The organism is Streptomyces sp. NBC_00829, assembly GCF_045161795.1.
GTDB lineage: Bacteria > Actinomycetota > Actinomycetes > Streptomycetales > Streptomycetaceae > Streptomyces.
This window is the reverse complement of the sequence record NZ_CP108867.1, coordinates 2,878,400-2,894,249: the sequence shown is the minus strand read 5'-3', so window position 1 is coordinate 2,894,249 and position 15,850 is coordinate 2,878,400. Positions and strand designations below refer to the sequence as shown.

Below are 15,850 nucleotides of genomic sequence, written 5' to 3'. Positions count from 1 at the left end.
ATGGCCCTGGTTCCCCCCCGGACCGTACGCAGGGCGCCCCGGGACAGCCGTCCCGGGGCGCCTGCGCGTGCGGTCCGGCTCAGCCGGTGCAGTACTGCGCCTCCTTGCCGATCGATCGGTACATGCAGTCCGCGTTCTCGACCAGTTGCAGCACCGCGTCCCGGTTGCGGCTCGTCTCGCGCTCGATGACCTCGTCGGGAGGATAGAAGCCGCCGCCGCCGAAGCCCGTCGGATACATCTCGAAGGTGTACGAGAAGATCTTCTGATTCCCCCACAGCCAGTCGTCGATCGACCCGTCGGTGACGTACAGGTCGCTCGCCTGCTCGGGGGTGTAGCCGTTGCTCGCGGCCATCTTCCTGCCGACCGCCGCGAAGACGTCGTGGTCGTCCTTGGTCATGCCGGGTGCGGTGTCGGCGTTGGTGTAGCCGTACGGCCAGAGCACCAGTTCGCTGTACGTGTGGAAGTCGATGCCCGCCTTGATCTGCTGCTTCCCGCCGACGACCCGGCTGCGGGTGAAGTCGGCGACGACCTTCACCTCGGGCGCCGACTCGGCGGTCTTGCCGCGGTAGGTCTCGGAACTGGTGGAACCCGAGGAGCCGTTGCAGCAGCCCCACTTGAAGTTCCAGTTGCGGTTGGTATCGGTGCCGACGTTCGACGATCCGGTGTTGGGCTGACGGTTCTTGCGCCAGTTGCGGTAGGAGCCGGTCGCGATGTCGTACTCGCCGCCGTCCGGGTTGAGGTCGGGGACGATCCAGATCTCGCGCCCGTTCACGGCTTTGGTGATCCGTGAGTCGGTTCCGTAGTCCTCGCCGAGCTCGCGCAGCAGATACAGCGCCATCTCGACGGTGAGGTGCTCGCGCGCGTGCTGGTGATGGGTGAAGAGCACCTCGGGCTCGTTCTCGTCCTTCGCGACGTTGTCGCTGACCTTGACGGCGATGATGTCCCGGCCCTGGTGGCTCTTGCCGATGACCCGCTTGCTCATGATGCTCGGATGCTGAGCGATGCGCTGGTCGATCTCGGCGTTCATCTCGGCGTAGTTGTGGTAGCGGGCGTCGGCTGACGGGAAGTCGGACGACGTGGCGGCCACGCCCGCCTTGGCCCTCTCAGGCGGCGCCGGGAGCGCCTTCAGGGTGTAGCCGCGTGCACGCAGCTGCTTGGCCTGGGCGCCGTTGGCGCTGACGACGACCGAGCGTGCGTCCACCTCGTCGATGGAGACGCCGGTGGCCGCGAGGGCCGTGCGGGCGGCGGCGTCGGCCGGGCCCTTGATCTCGTACTGCCGGATCTGCTCCTCGTCGGACGCGGTGGGGGCGGTCCGTTCCGGGGTTGTGGCCTTGGCGGTGATCGGGGCCGCTACGGCGAGCGCCAGCAGGGCCGCGAGTGCGGCGGCCCTCCTGCCTCTGCCGCGGATGCGATGTCGCATGCTGTCTCCTGGGGTGGGGAATGTGGGGGGTCGCCAGTGCGACGCATTGGGCCACATCGTGCGGCAATGGCATGATCCGGTCAAGGGGCTACCTTCGGCCACCCCTGCCGACCTGGGACTTATCGGCAGCTGCGCCGTGGCGCTCAAGCCCGCGGACGCCCTCTTGCGCCATTTCGCTCAACCACGGTGATGTGAGGCACATGTGAGGCACATTCGTGTGCGAGTGCGCGCCCCTGGGGCCGGCGGCGCCACCGGCAGAGCGGCGGCGCCCCCGGCCTGAGCGAGGGGTCGAACAGGGTTACGGAAGGGCGTGGACGTGCGGCCCGACCGCGTTCGACCAGGCGTTGCCCGACCTGGCGTCCCAGTTCGTGGACCAGGTCATCGCGCCGCGCAGCGCCGGGTACGTCCTGGACGGCTTGAACGAACCGCAGTTGGTGCCGCGGGCCAGGCAGTCCAGGGCGTTGTTGACGATGGTCGGCGAGACGTAGCCGCTGCCCGCGCCGCTGGTCGAGGCGGGCAGGCCGAGTCCGACCTGGGACGGCGCGAGGCCACCCTCCAGCTGGATGCAGGCGAGCGCGGTGAGGAAGTCCACCGAGCCCTGCGAGTAGACCTTGCCGTCGCAGCCCAGCATCGAACCGCTGTTGTAGTACTGCATATTGACGACGGTCAGGATGTCCTTGATGTTGAGCGCCGTCCTGAAGTACTCGTTCGACGTCGACTGCATGTCGATGGTCTGCGGCGCCATGGTGATGACGAGCTTCGATCCCGCCTTCGACGACAGCGAGCGCAGTGCCTGGGTCATATAGGTGGCGTTGAGGCCGTTCTCCAGGTCGATGTCGACGCCGTCGAAGCCGTAGGTCTGCATCATCGAGTAGACGGAGTTGGCGAAGTTCGCCGCGGAGGCCGAGTCATTGATCGAGACCGTGCCGTTCTGGCCGCCGATCGAGATGATCACGGACTTGCCGGCCGCCTGCTTGGCCTTGATGTCCGCCTTGAACTGGTCGACGGTGTAGCCGCCGAGCCCGGCCGTGTCGAGATTGAAGGTGACACCGCCCGGCGTACCGGTCGCGTCGGCGAAGGAGACCGCGATGATGTCGTAGTTGGCCGGCACATCGCTGATCTTCTGTACGGTCGCGCCGTTGTTGAAGTTCTGCCAGTAGCCGGTCACCGCGTGCTTGGGGACCGTGCCGCCGCCCGGGTTGCCGCCGGTGGCCGAGGTGGTGCCGGTGACCGCCGCGGACTTCGCCGACTCACCCGCCGCGTTGGTCGCGGTCACCTGGAACTGGTACGAGGTGGAGGCGCTCAGACCTGTGGCCGTGGCCGAGGCCCCGGTCACCGCCTGCACCTTGGTGCCGTTCTGGTAGACGTTGTAGCCCGTCGCGTTGGACACCGCGTTCCAGGACAGGGCCACGGAGGACGAGGTCACGGACCCCACCGCGAGGCCGCCGGGTGCGGCGGGCACGGTCGGCGAGGGGTCGGTGCCACCGCCACCGTCGGGGCCGAAGACGTTCACATCGTCGGCGAAGTAGGCCGCCTGGCCGTACCAGCCGTGGGTGTAGACCGTCACCGACGTGGTGTTCGTGCCCGTGGTGAAGGTGGTGGAGAGCTGCTTCCAGCCGGAGGAGTCCGGCGTCCAGGTGGAGACGTCGGTGGTGCCGGTGCCGGTGGCTCCGAGGTAGGTGTAGCCGCCTTGTACCCAGGCGCTCAGCGTGTACGTCGAGTTGGGCTTGACGGCGACCGTCTGTGTGCACCTGGCGTTGTCCTGCCCGGCGGGCGTCGCCTTGAGAGCGGCGGCGCCGCCGTGCACGGGCGAGGAGACGGTGGCCCCGCTGCCGCTGGAGCAGGTCCAGTTGGCGAGACCGGACTCGAAGCCGGCGTTCTTGGCGACATTGACGTCGGCGGCCTGCGCGGTTTCTACGGTGCCCATGAGGGTGAGACCGGTCCCGACGGCGAGCGCAAGAGCTCCGCCGAGCCATCTTCGTGAGAGTCGTCCGCGAGAGCGTGTGGTGCGGTCCACTTGCTGCCTCCGGTGGGGGAGTTGGGGGTGTGGAGGTGAGGTACGGGAACGGTGGCCACCGCTGGGCGTACAAGTTGGTCCAGACCAATCGGGTTGTCAAGACCTGTGGCAGCGATTCGCATATATGCATCCGGACAGTGGGCGAGCGTGGCCTGCGCGTACTCGCTCAGGAACAGCACCACGAGACGGGGCGCTAAGCCTCGATCCACCGACGTGTTTTTGGAAGTGATCTCCTGACCGGTTTCGGGCCGCTTTCGGGTCGGCGCTTGGGCGTGGGCGGGTGGTAGCCGCTGGTCTGCCCAGCTTTTCCACGTTCGGTTCCGGTTGGCCCTGGCGGGCGGGATGGGCAAGGACTGTCAGGCCGGTGCGGGTGGGCCGTGGACCGTGTCGAACAGGTGCGTCCAGGCGTGTTGCCAGGGCCAGTTGTTCGGTAGGTGCAGGGTGATGCGCCGTGCGGAGCGGGCGATCCGGGCCGGAACCTGGACCAGGTGGGCGCGGAGGGTGGCGGTGGTGGCCTTGGCATGGAAAGCGGAGGTCAGCGAGCCGGTGGCCCGCAGCAGGTTGTAGGTCATCGCCCACAGGGTGAGCCAGGCCGCGTTGGCGTTGAAGTGTCCGGAGGGCAGGTGGGCCAGGGCGGAGGCTTTGCTGTCGGCGATGACCTGCTCGACGACGGCGTGGTGGCGGTGTTCGCGTTCGGCCTGGAGGGTCGGTGCGGGCTGGTCGGTGAAGAACGGGTGGTGGCGCCAGACGGGGAACAGTTCGCCCTGCTTGCCGATCACCGGGGGTTTGGCCAGGTCGCGGACGCGGCGCACGATCAGCCGGGCGGTGACCTGTTCGCTCTTCTTGCGGCCGGCGAAGGCGGTGTAGGCGGGTATCTCGGCGACTTCGGCGTCAAAGATGAGCTCTCCGGTGTCGGGATCGGGCACAGCGGTGGGGTAGGTGATCTGCTGCCATGCGGTGTCGGGGATGCTGTGAACGGCCCGTTTGACGGACGGGTTCATGCCGCAGGTGAGGGAGAAGCGGGCACCGGCCCGGCGGCAGGCGGCGATGACCCCGGCGTTGTAGAACTGGGAATCCGCGCGCAGGATGCGCAGGCCGGTGCAGCCCGCTTCCACCGCGGTGGCCAGCGCCTCGCTGACGTACTTCGGGGCGCCGCGGGAATCGGCCGCTTTGCCGCGGCGCATCCGCACGGTGGCGATCACCGGCCGCGAGTGCGGGGTGCAGATCGTGGCGAGCAGGGGGTGCAGGGTGCGGATGCCCTTGAACCGGCCGTACTCGGCGCCCTGCTTGGTACGGCCGTAGACGCGTTTATGGGTGGAGTCGACGTCGATGAACGCCTTGTCGCCGGCGCCGGGCAGCAGCGGGGTGTGCGCGGCCAGCACGGCCAGGAACCTGCGGTGCACGGCATGGAGCTGGAGGGCGTGACCGTGGGTGAACGCGCGCAGGAACGTGCCCAGCGTGGACGGGGCACGGATACCGCCGAACAACACGGGCATCGCCCCGTGCCGCAGCACGTCCAGGTCGTCGATGCTGTCCGCACCCGCGACCATCCCGGCCACAATGCTGGTGACCTTGGCGTCCGCCCCCGCACCCGCGCCGTTCTTCGCCCCGGTCAGTTTCACCTTCTCCGTCACCAGCCGGGACAGACCGCACCGCTCGGCCAGCCGCATCACCGGGACCAGCCCGGCATGCGCGATCAGATTCGTGTCATCGAACGCGGCGGACACCGCCGAAGCGGCATGGGAAGATTGCATCTCGCGGATGTTCTCTTGCTCTGTGGATATGGAACCGTAGGAAGTCCCATCATCCCAGCTCAGAGGGCATCCGCGTCTTCATGTCCAAGCCCTGGACCGGCTATTGCTCGGTGGATCGAGGCTAAGGGCTGTCCGGGCGACTAGGGCCCGGAGGCGGGCACGGGCCCCATGCAGAGGAGGGCGAATTAGCTCTCATGAAACGGGAGTTAACCTCTGACGCCTTCGCCCGTTTTCGCCTGTGCGGAGCGTGTGCGAGTTGTGGCCGAGAGATCTGAAAGGTGTTCTCTGCCTTGTATGACGCCGATAAAGTGCTGGGGCAGTAGCACGGAGTAGTAGGTATCTGCGGCCGCCGGACCCCCGGCGTCCGGGGCTGAACGGGGAACCAGCGTGCCGACCGCGATAGCTGTCACGAGCGCCGATCTGGTGCTGCCGCCCACCGATCACCAGACACCCACGGCGGCTCTGCTGCATGCCCCGGATGCCCAGTCGTTGGACGCGGCGCTCGCCGACATGACCGTCCTTCTCGAACAGCACGGCTACGTGATCGCCGTCTATCCGGCGACCATCCCCCTTGCTCACGAACGTCGGCTGCACACTGTCCGTTCGGTCCTGGAGAGCGACCGGATCGCCTGTCTGAAGCTGGATCTTCCGCCCCTGGGCGTGGCCGTTCTGGTGCGTCAGCTACGGCAGTTGTCGGTCTGCGACTTCAGCCCCGGTGTCGTCGCCTCGGCCGCCCGGCTGCTCTCCCACTACATCTACGCGGGCGCGCTGCTCAACTCCGTCACCAAACTGGACCGTGTGCCGGTCGGCCTGAAGTCCCACGCCAAGTCCTGGGTCCCGGGGTCCCAGTTCGCCGTGCTGGCCAACCCCGCCCCCCAACTGGTGAAAGTCGGATCCGGAGAGCTGGCGGGCCCTGAGTTCAGCACACAACTCCTTGTTGGAAAAGGACAGTTGCAAAGCGATTGGGCAGCCTCGGAACTCGCTCCGGCCTGGCAGGCGCAGGGAGTTCAGGAAACCGCTCTCCCTTCCGATTCGCCCCGCTGGTGGGGCACCTCCCGGCTGATCGAATTCGCCGCCTATCTACCCGATATCTCCGTGCTCTACCAGTTGGTTTCGTCCGTACGGCGAGAGGTGTGCATCTGGTGCGGCATTGAACTCATAGGTGATCGCTGCGGCTTCTGCTCGGCGCCGCTCGCCCCGGCCGAGAACCACACGCACACGGCTGGTGTCCTGATTCAAGGGGCCCCGATGCACCAGAGTTCGTAACCGGCCGCTCGGGCCGCTCCCGGAGGCTCCACCTCACCGGCCCAGCCGCAGCAGCTCAGGTACGTGCACAGTTCCGACTCTGTCCGCTCCTCAACGCTCCTGAACGAGGTTCTCCCGACCATGAATTCACGTCAGCGCCGTGGCGTCATACTTCTGCTCCTCTCGGTGCTCTGCGCCTTCGGTGTGTTCGCCGGAGTCCTCTCCGTCATCAGCGATGTGAATTCCAAGGTGGGTCCCGAGGTCACGGCCTACCGGATCAAGTCCGATGTGGCGCCGTACACATCCCTTGACCCAGGGCAGTTCGAGAAGATGTCGATGCCCAAGCGCTGGCTCTCACCCAATGCGGTCACCGATCTCGCGGTGGTGAGGGACAAGATCGCCGTCACGCAGCTCAAGCGGGGCTCGCTGTTGCAGGACGACATGATGGTGAAGAAGCCCGCCGTCGGCAACGGCGAACAGGAAATCGCCATCATGATCGACGCCGCCACCGGTGTGGCCGGAAAGATCACGCCGGGTTCCCTGGTCAATATCTTCGCCACGTTCGCGGGCAAGACCGATGGCGAGGCCAACCAGTCACGGATCATCGTCCCCAACGCCAGGGTCATCGACGTCGGCCGGATCACCGCACTTCAGCCCGACAAGAACGACCGGGGCAGCGGAGTCGGCCAGGCCGTGCCCATCACGTTCGCTCTCAACACCACCGACGCCCAGCGGCTCGCCTACGCCGAGTCCTTCGCCGAGCACGTCCGGCTGGCCCTCCTCGGGAACTCCACCCCCACCACGCTGCGCCCAGGGGACAGCACCTACACCCTCGACGAAGACAAGAACAGGTGAGGGCTGTATGACCACGCGAATCATCCCGGCCGTCGGCGACGCCGATGCCGCCCGCTCCGTCACCACTCTGCTCAGCCAGCTCCCCGACGCGGAGCCGGCCAGTGCGGTGGGCGACTCGACCACGCTCCTCGACACCCTGGCCCGGCTGGCCGGGGAGTCGATCGACGAGCTGCCCGAGGTCGTCCTGGTACATGAGCGGATCGGGCCGGTACCGGCACTCGAGGTGATCCGGGAGGTGGCCCTGCGCTTCCCTGCCGTCGGCGTCGTACTCATCACGTCCGACGCCAGCCCGGGATTGTTCTCGGCGGCCATGGACTCGGGTGCGCGGGGTCTGATCGGACTGCCGCTGAGCTACGAGGAACTGGTCACCCGGGTCCAGGCGGCGGCCGGATGGTCCGTGGGCGTACGCCGACACCTCGGCCAGACCCCGGAGGTGTTCTCCGGGCCGGGCGGCACCGTGGTCGCCGTCGCGGGCGGCAAGGGCGGCGTAGGGACCACCCTGACCGCTGTCCAACTCGCCCTTGCCGCACAGGCCTCCGGCCGGCACACCGCGCTCGTCGACATGGATCTGCAGTCCGGCGACGTCGCCTCGTATCTCGATGTGCAGTTCCGCCGCTCCATCGTCGACCTGGCGGGCATCCAGGACATCTCTCCCCGGGTACTCCAGGACGTGGTCTTCCACCACGAGAGCGGGCTCGGACTGCTCCTCGCTCCCGGCGAGGGCGAGCGGGGCGAAGAAGTCACCGACCGGGTGGCCCGGCAGGTCGTCAGCGCACTGCGCCAGCGCTACCAGGTCGTGGTCGTCGACTGCGGCTCCCAGATGAACAGCGCCAACGCCACCGCCATAGAGATGGCGGAGAAGGCTGTGCTGGTGACGACCCCCGACGTGGTCGCGGTGCGCGGAGCCAAGCGCATGGTCCGCCTCTGGGACCGGCTCCAGATCCGCAAGGCGGAGGAGACGGTCACGGTGGTCAACCGGCATGTGCGTACGACGGAGATCCAGCCGCCGCTGATCGAGCGGGTCACCGGCACCCGGGTGGCGCGCGTGACGATTCCGTCGAACTTCAAGGAGTTGCAGGGAGCGGTCGACGCCGGCCGGATGCAGGACCTGGAAGCCAGAAGCTCGGTCAAGCAGGCGTTGTGGGGTCTGGCGGGAGAGCTCGGGCTGGTGCAGACGCCGGAGAACGAGGGCAGGACCAGGGGCAGGGGCGGACGTTCGGCGAACGACCGTGGGTCGTTCGTCTTCGGACGGCGCTCACGAGTCGACCCATCGAGGGACGGGAAGTGAGGGGCAGGGGGATGAGAGCCAACCGGCCCGGCCGCAAGCGTCCGCCCGGCGACTGGATCCGGGCGCGGGTCCCTGGCCGGATCCACCGGCGGGTCCCTGAGCGGTTACGCGTGCGCGACCGCGGCCAGATCGCCGTCGAGTTCGTCGGCATGCTGCCGGTCATTCTCCTCACCTGCGTGCTGCTCTGGCAGGCCGTGCTGTTCGGATACGCCTACACCCTGGCGGGCAACGGCGCCGACCGAGCGGCCCACGACGCGGCCGTGAAGGACGGAGTGGGGGACACCGACGCAGGCTGCGCCGAAGGTGCCCGTCTCGGAGTCGCCGACGACGACTACGACTTCACCGCCGGCTGCACCAGGGACGGCGCGCACGGGACCATGAGGGCGAGCGTGGGGGTGCGGGTACCGGTCCTGATACCGGGCCTGACCGGCTTCTCGTTCGGCACCGTGACCGCCGAGGCCAGTTCGCCGCTGGAGGGGCTGGACAAATGACCAGGCGAAGAGACGACAAGGGCGCGACGGCGGTCGAGTACATCGGATTCCTGCCGATCCTGATCCTCATCGGGATCTGCCTGGTCCAGTTCGGACTGGCGGCATTCGCCATGCAGCAGGCCGGCACGGCGGCGCGCACCGCCGCCCGCGTGAGCTCTCACGACGACGACGGAGCGGGCAAGGCGGCGGGCGAGGCGGCCGTCAGCGACCTTGTCAAAGGAGGCACCCACATCGCCATGAGCGGATCAGCCGACGATGCCACGGCGACGGCCACGGTGGACATCCCCTCGATCATTCCCGGGTTCTCCTTCGATCCGGTGAAGCGCACGTCCACCATGCCGCGCGACTGACGAAGAGACCGGAACAGACCGAAGAGACCGGAACAGCCGAAGAGACCGGAACGGCCGAAGAGACCCGAACAGCCGAAGAGTTGGAGTACCGATGAGCCTTCTGGAGCGCAGAGGCGCCCCCGAGGAGAACGGCGGTAACCGTGAAGACGGCCATCTCGTCGCGACCTACCGGGCGAAGCTGCTTCAGGAGATCGACCTCGCGGAGATGTCGGCGCTCGCCGCGGTGGAGCGCCGCGTACGTCTGGAGCGCGTGCTCGGCCACATCATCAGCCGGGAGGGACCCGTCCTCTCCACGGTCGAGCGCGCCCAGCTGATCCGGCGGGTGGTCGACGAAGCCCTGGGACTGGGCATTCTCGAACCCCTCCTGGAGGACGCCTCCGTCTCCGAGATCATGGTCAACGGCCCGGACCAGATCTTCGTCGAGCGTGGCGGCCGGGTCGAGCAGCTCTCGATGCGCTTCGCCTCCAACGACCAGCTGATGCAGACGATCGAGCGCATCGTCTCCACGGTCAACCGCCGGGTGGACGAGTCGAACCCGATGGTCGACGCACGCCTTCCCAGCGGTGAGCGCGTCAACGTGATCATTCCGCCGCTCTCGCTGACCGGCCCCATCCTCACCATCCGGCGCTTCCCCAGGGCCTTCACGCTCCGGGAGCTGATCGGCCTCGAATCGCTCGACGAGCCCATGCTCTATCTGCTTGCCGCGCTGGTGCAGTCCAAGATGAACATCATCGTGTCGGGCGCCACGGGCACCGGCAAGACGACCCTGCTCAACGCACTCTCCGGGCTCATTCCCGAGGGTGAGCGGGTCATCACGATCGAGGACTCGGCCGAGCTCCAGCTCCAGCAGTCCCATGTGATCCGGCTGGAGTCCCGTCCGCCGAACGTCGAGGGCAAGGGGCGGATCACCATCCGCGATCTCGTACGCAACTCGCTGCGGATGCGCCCCGACCGCATCATCGTCGGAGAGGTCCGCGGCGGCGAGACCCTCGACATGCTCCAGGCCATGTCCACCGGTCATGACGGCTCGCTCGCCACCGTCCACGCCAACAGCGCCGAGGACGCGCTGATGCGGCTGCAGACACTCGCCTCGATGTCCGAAGTGGAGGTTCCCTTCGCGGCCCTTCAGGACCAGATCAACTCCGCCCTCGATGTGATCGTGCAGCTCACCCGGCATGCCGACGGCTCACGCAAGATCTCCGAGATCGCCGTCCTCGACTCGCACGGGCGCGAGCCCTTCAGGATCGTCTCGGTGTGCCGCTTCCTCGCCCAGCCCATGAGCGCCGACGGAAAGATCCACGGGCACTTCGAGTACTACCCCCTCACCCGGCGGGTCGCCGAGCGCTTCTACCTGGCCGGACAGCCCGTACCTCAGGTTTTCGGTATCGCACAGTCCGTCGAGCAACTCGCCTCCAGAGAAGCCAAATAACGAGCAGGTGCCAGGAAATGAATCGACTGGATCAGCTGACGATCGGCGCCGCCCTGCTCTTCAGCGTGCTGCTGATCGCGGGCGTCCACACCTACGCGTCCGGCCGGGCCCAGCGCGCCGCGCTCGAACTGCGTCTGTCCTCGACGCAGCAGATCACCACGCCCGGACGGCGGCGCCGCTTCCAGGGCATCGACCGCAGACTGAAGAAGACCCGTTTCGGCAAGAGGATCGAGCAGCGCCTCTCCGCCACCGGACTCGACCTCACACCCGGTGAGTTCTTCGTCTACATGGTCGCCGCAGTCGCCGGCTTCTGGCTCCTCGCCAGCTCGGTGCTCGCTTCCTTCTTCGGCCCGATCGCCGGGCTGATCGCGCTCTGGTCCGCCTTCGCCTTCCTCAACTGGCAGCGCCAGAAGCGCATCGAGAAGTTCATCAACCAGCTGCCCGAGCTCTCCCGCATCATCGCCAACGCCACCCAGGCCGGACTCGCGCTGCGGATGGCGATCAGCCTGGCCGCCGAGGAACTGGAAGAACCGGCGGGCGACGAACTGGCCAAGGTCGCCAACGCCCTCGCGCTCGGCCACTCCGTCGACGACGCGCTCGGCGAGCTCGCCGACCGGCTGCCCTCACGCGAACTGGTCGTCCTCGTCACCACGCTCGTCCTCTCGAACCGGTCCGGTGGCGCCATCGTGAGCTCTCTGCGGAACCTCACCGAGACGCTGGAAGAGCGCAAGGAGACCCGGCGCGAGGTCAGGACACAGCTGTCGCAGGTGACGCTGACCGCGTACATCGTCCCCGGGATGGGCCTGGCGATGCTGATGCTCATGGACAGCGTCTGGGACGGAGCCCTGGAGAAGATAACCGGCAACACCCTGGGCCAGGCGGTCGTCCTGACCGCCCTGGGCCTGTATCTCGTCGGCTTCTTCCTCGTCCGCCGACTGGCCAAGATCGAAGTCTGAGGGGACGCCATGGAACTGCTGCTCGCACTCGCCGGGGCCCTCTGCGTCACCGGCATGTTCTACGGCATCCGGCTGTACCGCGCGGACGCCAGACTGCCGACGGACCTCCTCCTCGCCCTCGAAGTGGGCTCCACACGCACCGGCGCCGTGGGCAGCGGCATCGACCGTCTGGGCATGCGTTACGCACCAGCCGTGCTGCGGATGATGGGACCCAAGCGGGTCAACAAGCTGCGCGTCAGGCTCGACATGGCGGGCAACCCCGGCGGTCTGACCGTGGACCGCTACGCCGCCCGCCGCGCGGTCTACGGCTTCATCGGTGCGCTGGGGGCCTTCGCCCTGATCATCAACGCCCACCCCCTCTTCGCCCTGCTGTTCGTGGCCTTCGGCATCTGGTGGGCGGAGGTCGGCATCTGGGCGGCCACACGGGCCCGCAAGGCGGCCATCGAGCGCACACTCCCCGACTTCCTCGATGTGCTGGCGGTCGTCGTCTCCGCCGGCCTGGGCTTCCGGCAGGCGCTCGACCGGGTGGCGGAGCGGTATCAGGGCCCGTGGGCTGACGAACTCAAGATCACGCTGCGTCAGATGGACATGGGCGTCAGCCGCCGCGACGCCTTCGAGCAGCTGCGCAGGCGGAACGCCTCCGAACAGGTCGCCCAGTTCGTCACCGCCCTCCAGCAGGGAGAGGAACTGGGTGCGCCGATCGTCGACACGCTGATCGCCATCGCCAACGACATGCGCCGCACCGACGCCCAGAACGCCCGGCGCAGGGCGTCCAAGGCCGTCCCCCAGGCGACCGGCATCGTGACCATGCTCATGGTCCCGGCCACCATCCTCCTGATCGGGGCGGGCATGTTCCTCGGCTCCGGCATGAGCCTCGGCGGCTGAGCGGCGGATTCCGAGGAAGGGGGAAAGGCCCATGGCGCTCCACCCGGTGTCCACCGGACCGGCCGGCCGCCTGACGGCGGACGGTGTGCTCGGCGTTGCCTCCGGCGATTCCGCGCCCGGCGATTCCGCGCCCGGCGATTCCGCGCCCGGCGATTCCGCGTCCCCCGAGCCCGCGTCCCCCGAGCCCGCGCCCGCCGAGCCCGCGCTCAAGATTCAGCTCAGCGCCCTCCAGGCCATGTGCCGCCAGGTCTTCGGCTTCCGGCTGGCGATGATCGCGCTGGCCACCCCGTTCGCCATCACGGGCACGGCGTCGGGCTGGCCCACCCTCCTGGTCGGTCTGGCCGTCCTGGTCACGTTCATGGGCTCGTACGTCCTGTTCCGTGACTGGGAGCGCTTCGGCCCGCTGCTGCTCAAGCACCCCTGGCTGCTCGGTGCCGATGCCGTCTTCGGCGCCCTGCTGCTGATCACCGCGACCCCGGCCAGCCCACTGAGCTACGTCACCATCTGCACGCCGCTGCTGGCGGGCCTGGTCTACGGCTGGCGCGGAGCCGGGGTCTTCGCCTCGCTCACCATCCTCATCATCTTCGCCGCCTACGCCGCCAACCCCGACCTCAACGTCTCGCTCGCCGGCTCCACACTCCTGCCCGGCCTCTGCGCCGTGCTGGGCGCGGTCGGCGTCAGCCTGCGCCAGCTGATGCTCCGCTTCGGCACTGCCACCCAGGCGCTCAGCGACGTACGCTCGCGGCTCGCGGTGACCGAGGCCGTCGAAGGCGAACGCGCCCGTCTGGCCCGCGAGATGCACGACTCCGTGGCCAAGACCCTCCACGGAGTGGCACTGGCCGCCGACGGTCTGGCCTCCTCGGCCGACCGCATGGACCCGCTGACGGTCAAGCACCAGGCAGAGGTGGTCGCCAGATCGGCCCGCCGCGCCGCCGCCGAGTCCCGCGAGCTGCTCTCCGACCTGCGCCGTCGCACGGATCCCGGCGCCGCCGGCGTGGATGTGGTGGCCGAACTGGGCGCGCGCACCGACGACTTCGCCCGGCGAACGGGCATGCGAGCGACCTGGCGCACCCTGGGCGACCAGCCCGTGCCCGAAGTGCCGCACGCCGTGGCACGGCACTTACTGACCATCGCGTCCGAGGCGATGGAGAACGCCCACCGCCACGCACGCCCCACTTGTCTCGACGTGTCCGTCGGAGTCGTCGACGGCGCGTTGCGCATCAGCGTCTACGACGACGGATGCGGCCTGCCTCCCGGCACATCGCTCGACGACCTCCGAAAGGCGGGCCACTTCGGACTCGTCGGCATGGTCGAGCGCTCGGCCGGAATCGGCGCCCGTATCCGCATCGGACGAGGACGGGCGACCCAAGGAACGGAAGTCCGCCTGGAGATCCCCGTCAACGCACTCCTGCCCGGCGGGCCCCCGGCCGCTGCGCCTCCGTGGACCCCGCACTAGCCGATCCCCCCACCTCAGCCCCCACACACCGAAAGGAGGCCGCATCATGCCGGACGACTCGTCGTACACATCCGGACAGCACCTGCCTGCCTCGCACGTGTCCCAGCACACGTCGTCGCACAGCACCTTCATCCGCTCCGAGCACACTCCTGCCCAGGTACCGCTCCCCCCGCCGGCCGCGGCACCCGGAGGGTTCCCCGACCTCCCCGCTCCGCCGACCCCGCCCCCGCTCCGCGTCGTCGTCGCCGACGACAATCCCGTCGTACGGGCCGGACTGCATGTGCTGCTCTCGGGCCGCGAGGACATCGCGGTGGTCGCCGAGGCCGCCGACGGACGCGCGGCCTACGAGGCGGCTCAGCGGCACCGGCCCGACGTGGTGCTGCTCGACGTCAGGATGCCGGGCGTCGACGGCATCTCCGCGCTGCCCCATCTGGCGCGGATCGCCCCGGTGATGATGCTGACGTACAGCCGCGAGAGCGAGATCGTGCGGGAGGCCCTGCGACTGGGGGCGGGCGGCTACCTGGTGCACGGGGAGTTCACCGCGGACCAGCTGGTGGACGCCGTACGGGACATCCGTCACGGCCGGGCCCATTTCACGGCCACCGCGGCCAACGCGCTGCTCGCCCATGTGAGGGGCGAGTCGTCCGCGCCGACGGAGCCGCTGCCGCTGCCGGACGGGCTGGGGCAGATGTTCACCTCCGGTGCTCAGGGCGGCGGCGCTCCGGGCGTCCCCCCGCCATATCAAGGTGCGACTGCACACGGCATCCCCTCGCAGCCGGACCCGCGTCAGCGTGCCAACTCGCGTTCAGCGCAAGGGTCGTTTGTATCGAACTCATTGCAGTCGCGGTACGAGACTTCGCGTATGCAATCAAGTGTGGGACAGTCTTCGGGGGTGCGGGAGCCGGCATCACCGGATGCGCCGCAGGGCGTGGCTCGACGAGCGGGTTCCCCGGCGGCGTTCGGACTGAGCTCAAGGGAGGCAGAGGTCATGGATCTGATCGCATCGGGCATGACCAATCAGCAGATCGCCGCCACCTGCTTCATCAGCGAGAAGACGGTCAAGAACCACATCAACCGCATCTTCGCCAAGCTGCACAGCGCCAGCCGCAGCGAAGCCATCGCGGTCTGGCTCGGCACGGCACACGGTCACGGCGGTGGCGGTGGGCCGAGGGGAGGGGGGACGGGCCATGGCTGAGGGGACGGCGACACGCTACGGGCCTCCCCGGCCCCGGCTGCCGGAGGGCCGGGCCCAACCCTCCTTTTGGGCCTTGGATTGGGCCCTGGGACCCTCTTCGGGAACCCCTCTCCCGCCGTACGTTTCTCGTGTCGAGAGCGGCACCGGCCAGGAGGAAGCCGGTTACGCGGAAGGCACTGACGAGACGTGCGAACCGGCCGGTGCACGGCCGGCCGGACCCGGAGGGGAACACCATGTCGAAGGACATCGCGCTCAAGGCGGCCGTTGCGACACAGCTTCGTGTGAGCGGCTGGAGGAACACGGCGATCGAGCGGATGCGCCGGAGGGCGGACGAGGGGCAGACCTCGGTCGAGTACATCGGCATGCTGGTGGCGGTCATCGCGATCATTGCGATCATCGTGACCATGAGGCAGGACATCGGCGAGACGATCGGCAAGAAGATCAAGGACGTTGTCGGCACCGCCGGCGGCTGACACTGCGGCGAGTACCCCGCGGACAACGCGAGGCAG

14 protein-coding genes are annotated in these 15,850 nt (G+C 68.4%); 11 read left to right on the top strand and 3 right to left on the bottom strand.

Translation table 11 applies throughout. The features are described 5' to 3' along the window. Positions 1-79: 79 nt before the first annotated feature. The 3 genes from OG293_RS12160 to OG293_RS12150 all read right to left on the bottom strand — a co-directional run bounded on the left by OG293_RS12160 (position 80) and on the right by OG293_RS12150 (position 5,191). Positions 80-1,420, bottom strand: a complete 1,341-nt coding sequence (locus tag OG293_RS12160; RefSeq protein ID WP_405998815.1) for a M14 family metallopeptidase — start codon at positions 1,418-1,420, stop codon at positions 80-82. Between the two features lie 298 nt (positions 1,421-1,718). Continuing rightward, positions 1,719-3,347, bottom strand: a complete 1,629-nt coding sequence (locus OG293_RS12155; RefSeq protein WP_405998814.1) for a chitinase — start codon at positions 3,345-3,347, stop codon at positions 1,719-1,721. Between the two features lie 446 nt (positions 3,348-3,793). Beyond that, the gene (locus OG293_RS12150) at positions 3,794-5,191 is read right to left on the bottom strand and encodes an IS1380 family transposase (RefSeq protein WP_405998813.1); all 1,398 of its coding nucleotides are present in this window, start codon (positions 5,189-5,191) and stop codon (positions 3,794-3,796) included. A gap of 387 nt (positions 5,192-5,578) precedes the next feature. Between OG293_RS12150 and OG293_RS12145 the strand changes: the two genes are divergently transcribed. From OG293_RS12145 to OG293_RS12095, 11 genes are all read left to right on the top strand, one after another. Continuing rightward, entirely contained in the window at positions 5,579-6,457 is an 879-nt protein-coding gene (locus tag OG293_RS12145) for a hypothetical protein (protein WP_405998812.1), read from the top strand. A 120-nt stretch (positions 6,458-6,577) separates the two neighbouring features. Then, positions 6,578-7,291: a Flp pilus assembly protein CpaB gene (gene cpaB, locus OG293_RS12140; protein WP_405998811.1), complete on the top strand. Its 714-nt coding sequence runs from the start codon at positions 6,578-6,580 to the stop codon at positions 7,289-7,291. Between the two features lie 7 nt (positions 7,292-7,298). Continuing rightward, positions 7,299-8,579, top strand: a complete 1,281-nt coding sequence (locus OG293_RS12135) for a CpaE family protein (protein ID WP_405998810.1) — start codon at positions 7,299-7,301, stop codon at positions 8,577-8,579. Positions 8,580-8,590: 11 nt separating this feature from the next. Continuing rightward, positions 8,591-9,070 carry a TadE/TadG family type IV pilus assembly protein gene (locus OG293_RS12130; protein WP_405998809.1) on the top strand — a complete coding sequence of 160 codons (480 nt, stop codon included), beginning with the start codon at positions 8,591-8,593 and terminating at the stop codon, positions 9,068-9,070. Continuing rightward, entirely contained in the window at positions 9,067-9,420 is a 354-nt protein-coding gene (locus OG293_RS12125; protein ID WP_405998808.1) for a TadE/TadG family type IV pilus assembly protein, read from the top strand. The genes OG293_RS12130 and OG293_RS12125 overlap by 4 nt, the downstream gene beginning before the upstream one ends. Positions 9,421-9,511: 91 nt before the next feature. Continuing rightward, positions 9,512-10,849, top strand: coding sequence for a CpaF family protein (locus tag OG293_RS12120; protein WP_405998807.1), 1,338 nt, complete (start codon positions 9,512-9,514; stop codon positions 10,847-10,849). 17 nt (positions 10,850-10,866) lie between these two features. Next, positions 10,867-11,805 carry a type II secretion system F family protein gene (locus OG293_RS12115; RefSeq protein ID WP_405998806.1) on the top strand — a complete coding sequence of 313 codons (939 nt, stop codon included), beginning with the start codon at positions 10,867-10,869 and terminating at the stop codon, positions 11,803-11,805. 9 nt (positions 11,806-11,814) lie between these two features. Continuing rightward, positions 11,815-12,690, top strand: coding sequence for a DUF5936 domain-containing protein (locus tag OG293_RS12110; RefSeq protein WP_405998805.1), 876 nt, complete (start codon positions 11,815-11,817; stop codon positions 12,688-12,690). A 31-nt stretch (positions 12,691-12,721) separates the two neighbouring features. Further along, the gene (locus tag OG293_RS12105; protein ID WP_405998804.1) at positions 12,722-14,146 is read left to right on the top strand and encodes a sensor histidine kinase; all 1,425 of its coding nucleotides are present in this window, start codon (positions 12,722-12,724) and stop codon (positions 14,144-14,146) included. Positions 14,147-14,192: 46 nt separating this feature from the next. Beyond that, entirely contained in the window at positions 14,193-15,341 is a 1,149-nt protein-coding gene (locus OG293_RS12100) for a response regulator (RefSeq protein WP_405998803.1), read from the top strand. A gap of 233 nt (positions 15,342-15,574) precedes the next feature. Continuing rightward, positions 15,575-15,814, top strand: coding sequence for a hypothetical protein (locus OG293_RS12095; protein WP_405998802.1), 240 nt, complete (start codon positions 15,575-15,577; stop codon positions 15,812-15,814). Positions 15,815-15,850 lie beyond the last annotated feature (36 nt).

What these genes read in the sequence shown, in the direction of transcription:
- OG293_RS12160 (WP_405998815.1), bottom strand. Translation starts at nt 1,420, where the DNA reads ATGCGACATCGCATCCGCGGCAGAGGCAGGAGGGCCGCCGCACTCGCG.
- OG293_RS12155 (WP_405998814.1), bottom strand. Translation starts at nt 3,347, where the DNA reads ATGGGCACCGTAGAAACCGCGCAGGCCGCCGACGTCAATGTCGCCAAG.
- OG293_RS12150 (WP_405998813.1), bottom strand. Translation starts at nt 5,191, where the DNA reads ATGCAATCTTCCCATGCCGCTTCGGCGGTGTCCGCCGCGTTCGATGAC.
- cpaB (WP_405998811.1), top strand. Translation starts at nt 6,578, where the DNA reads ATGAATTCACGTCAGCGCCGTGGCGTCATACTTCTGCTCCTCTCGGTG.
- OG293_RS12135 (WP_405998810.1), top strand. Translation starts at nt 7,299, where the DNA reads ATGACCACGCGAATCATCCCGGCCGTCGGCGACGCCGATGCCGCCCGC.
- OG293_RS12130 (WP_405998809.1), top strand. Translation starts at nt 8,591, where the DNA reads ATGAGAGCCAACCGGCCCGGCCGCAAGCGTCCGCCCGGCGACTGGATC.
- OG293_RS12125 (WP_405998808.1), top strand. Translation starts at nt 9,067, where the DNA reads ATGACCAGGCGAAGAGACGACAAGGGCGCGACGGCGGTCGAGTACATC.
- OG293_RS12120 (WP_405998807.1), top strand. Translation starts at nt 9,512, where the DNA reads ATGAGCCTTCTGGAGCGCAGAGGCGCCCCCGAGGAGAACGGCGGTAAC.
- OG293_RS12115 (WP_405998806.1), top strand. Translation starts at nt 10,867, where the DNA reads ATGAATCGACTGGATCAGCTGACGATCGGCGCCGCCCTGCTCTTCAGC.
- OG293_RS12110 (WP_405998805.1), top strand. Translation starts at nt 11,815, where the DNA reads ATGGAACTGCTGCTCGCACTCGCCGGGGCCCTCTGCGTCACCGGCATG.
- OG293_RS12105 (WP_405998804.1), top strand. Translation starts at nt 12,722, where the DNA reads ATGGCGCTCCACCCGGTGTCCACCGGACCGGCCGGCCGCCTGACGGCG.
- OG293_RS12100 (WP_405998803.1), top strand. Translation starts at nt 14,193, where the DNA reads ATGCCGGACGACTCGTCGTACACATCCGGACAGCACCTGCCTGCCTCG.
- OG293_RS12095 (WP_405998802.1), top strand. Translation starts at nt 15,575, where the DNA reads ATGTCGAAGGACATCGCGCTCAAGGCGGCCGTTGCGACACAGCTTCGT.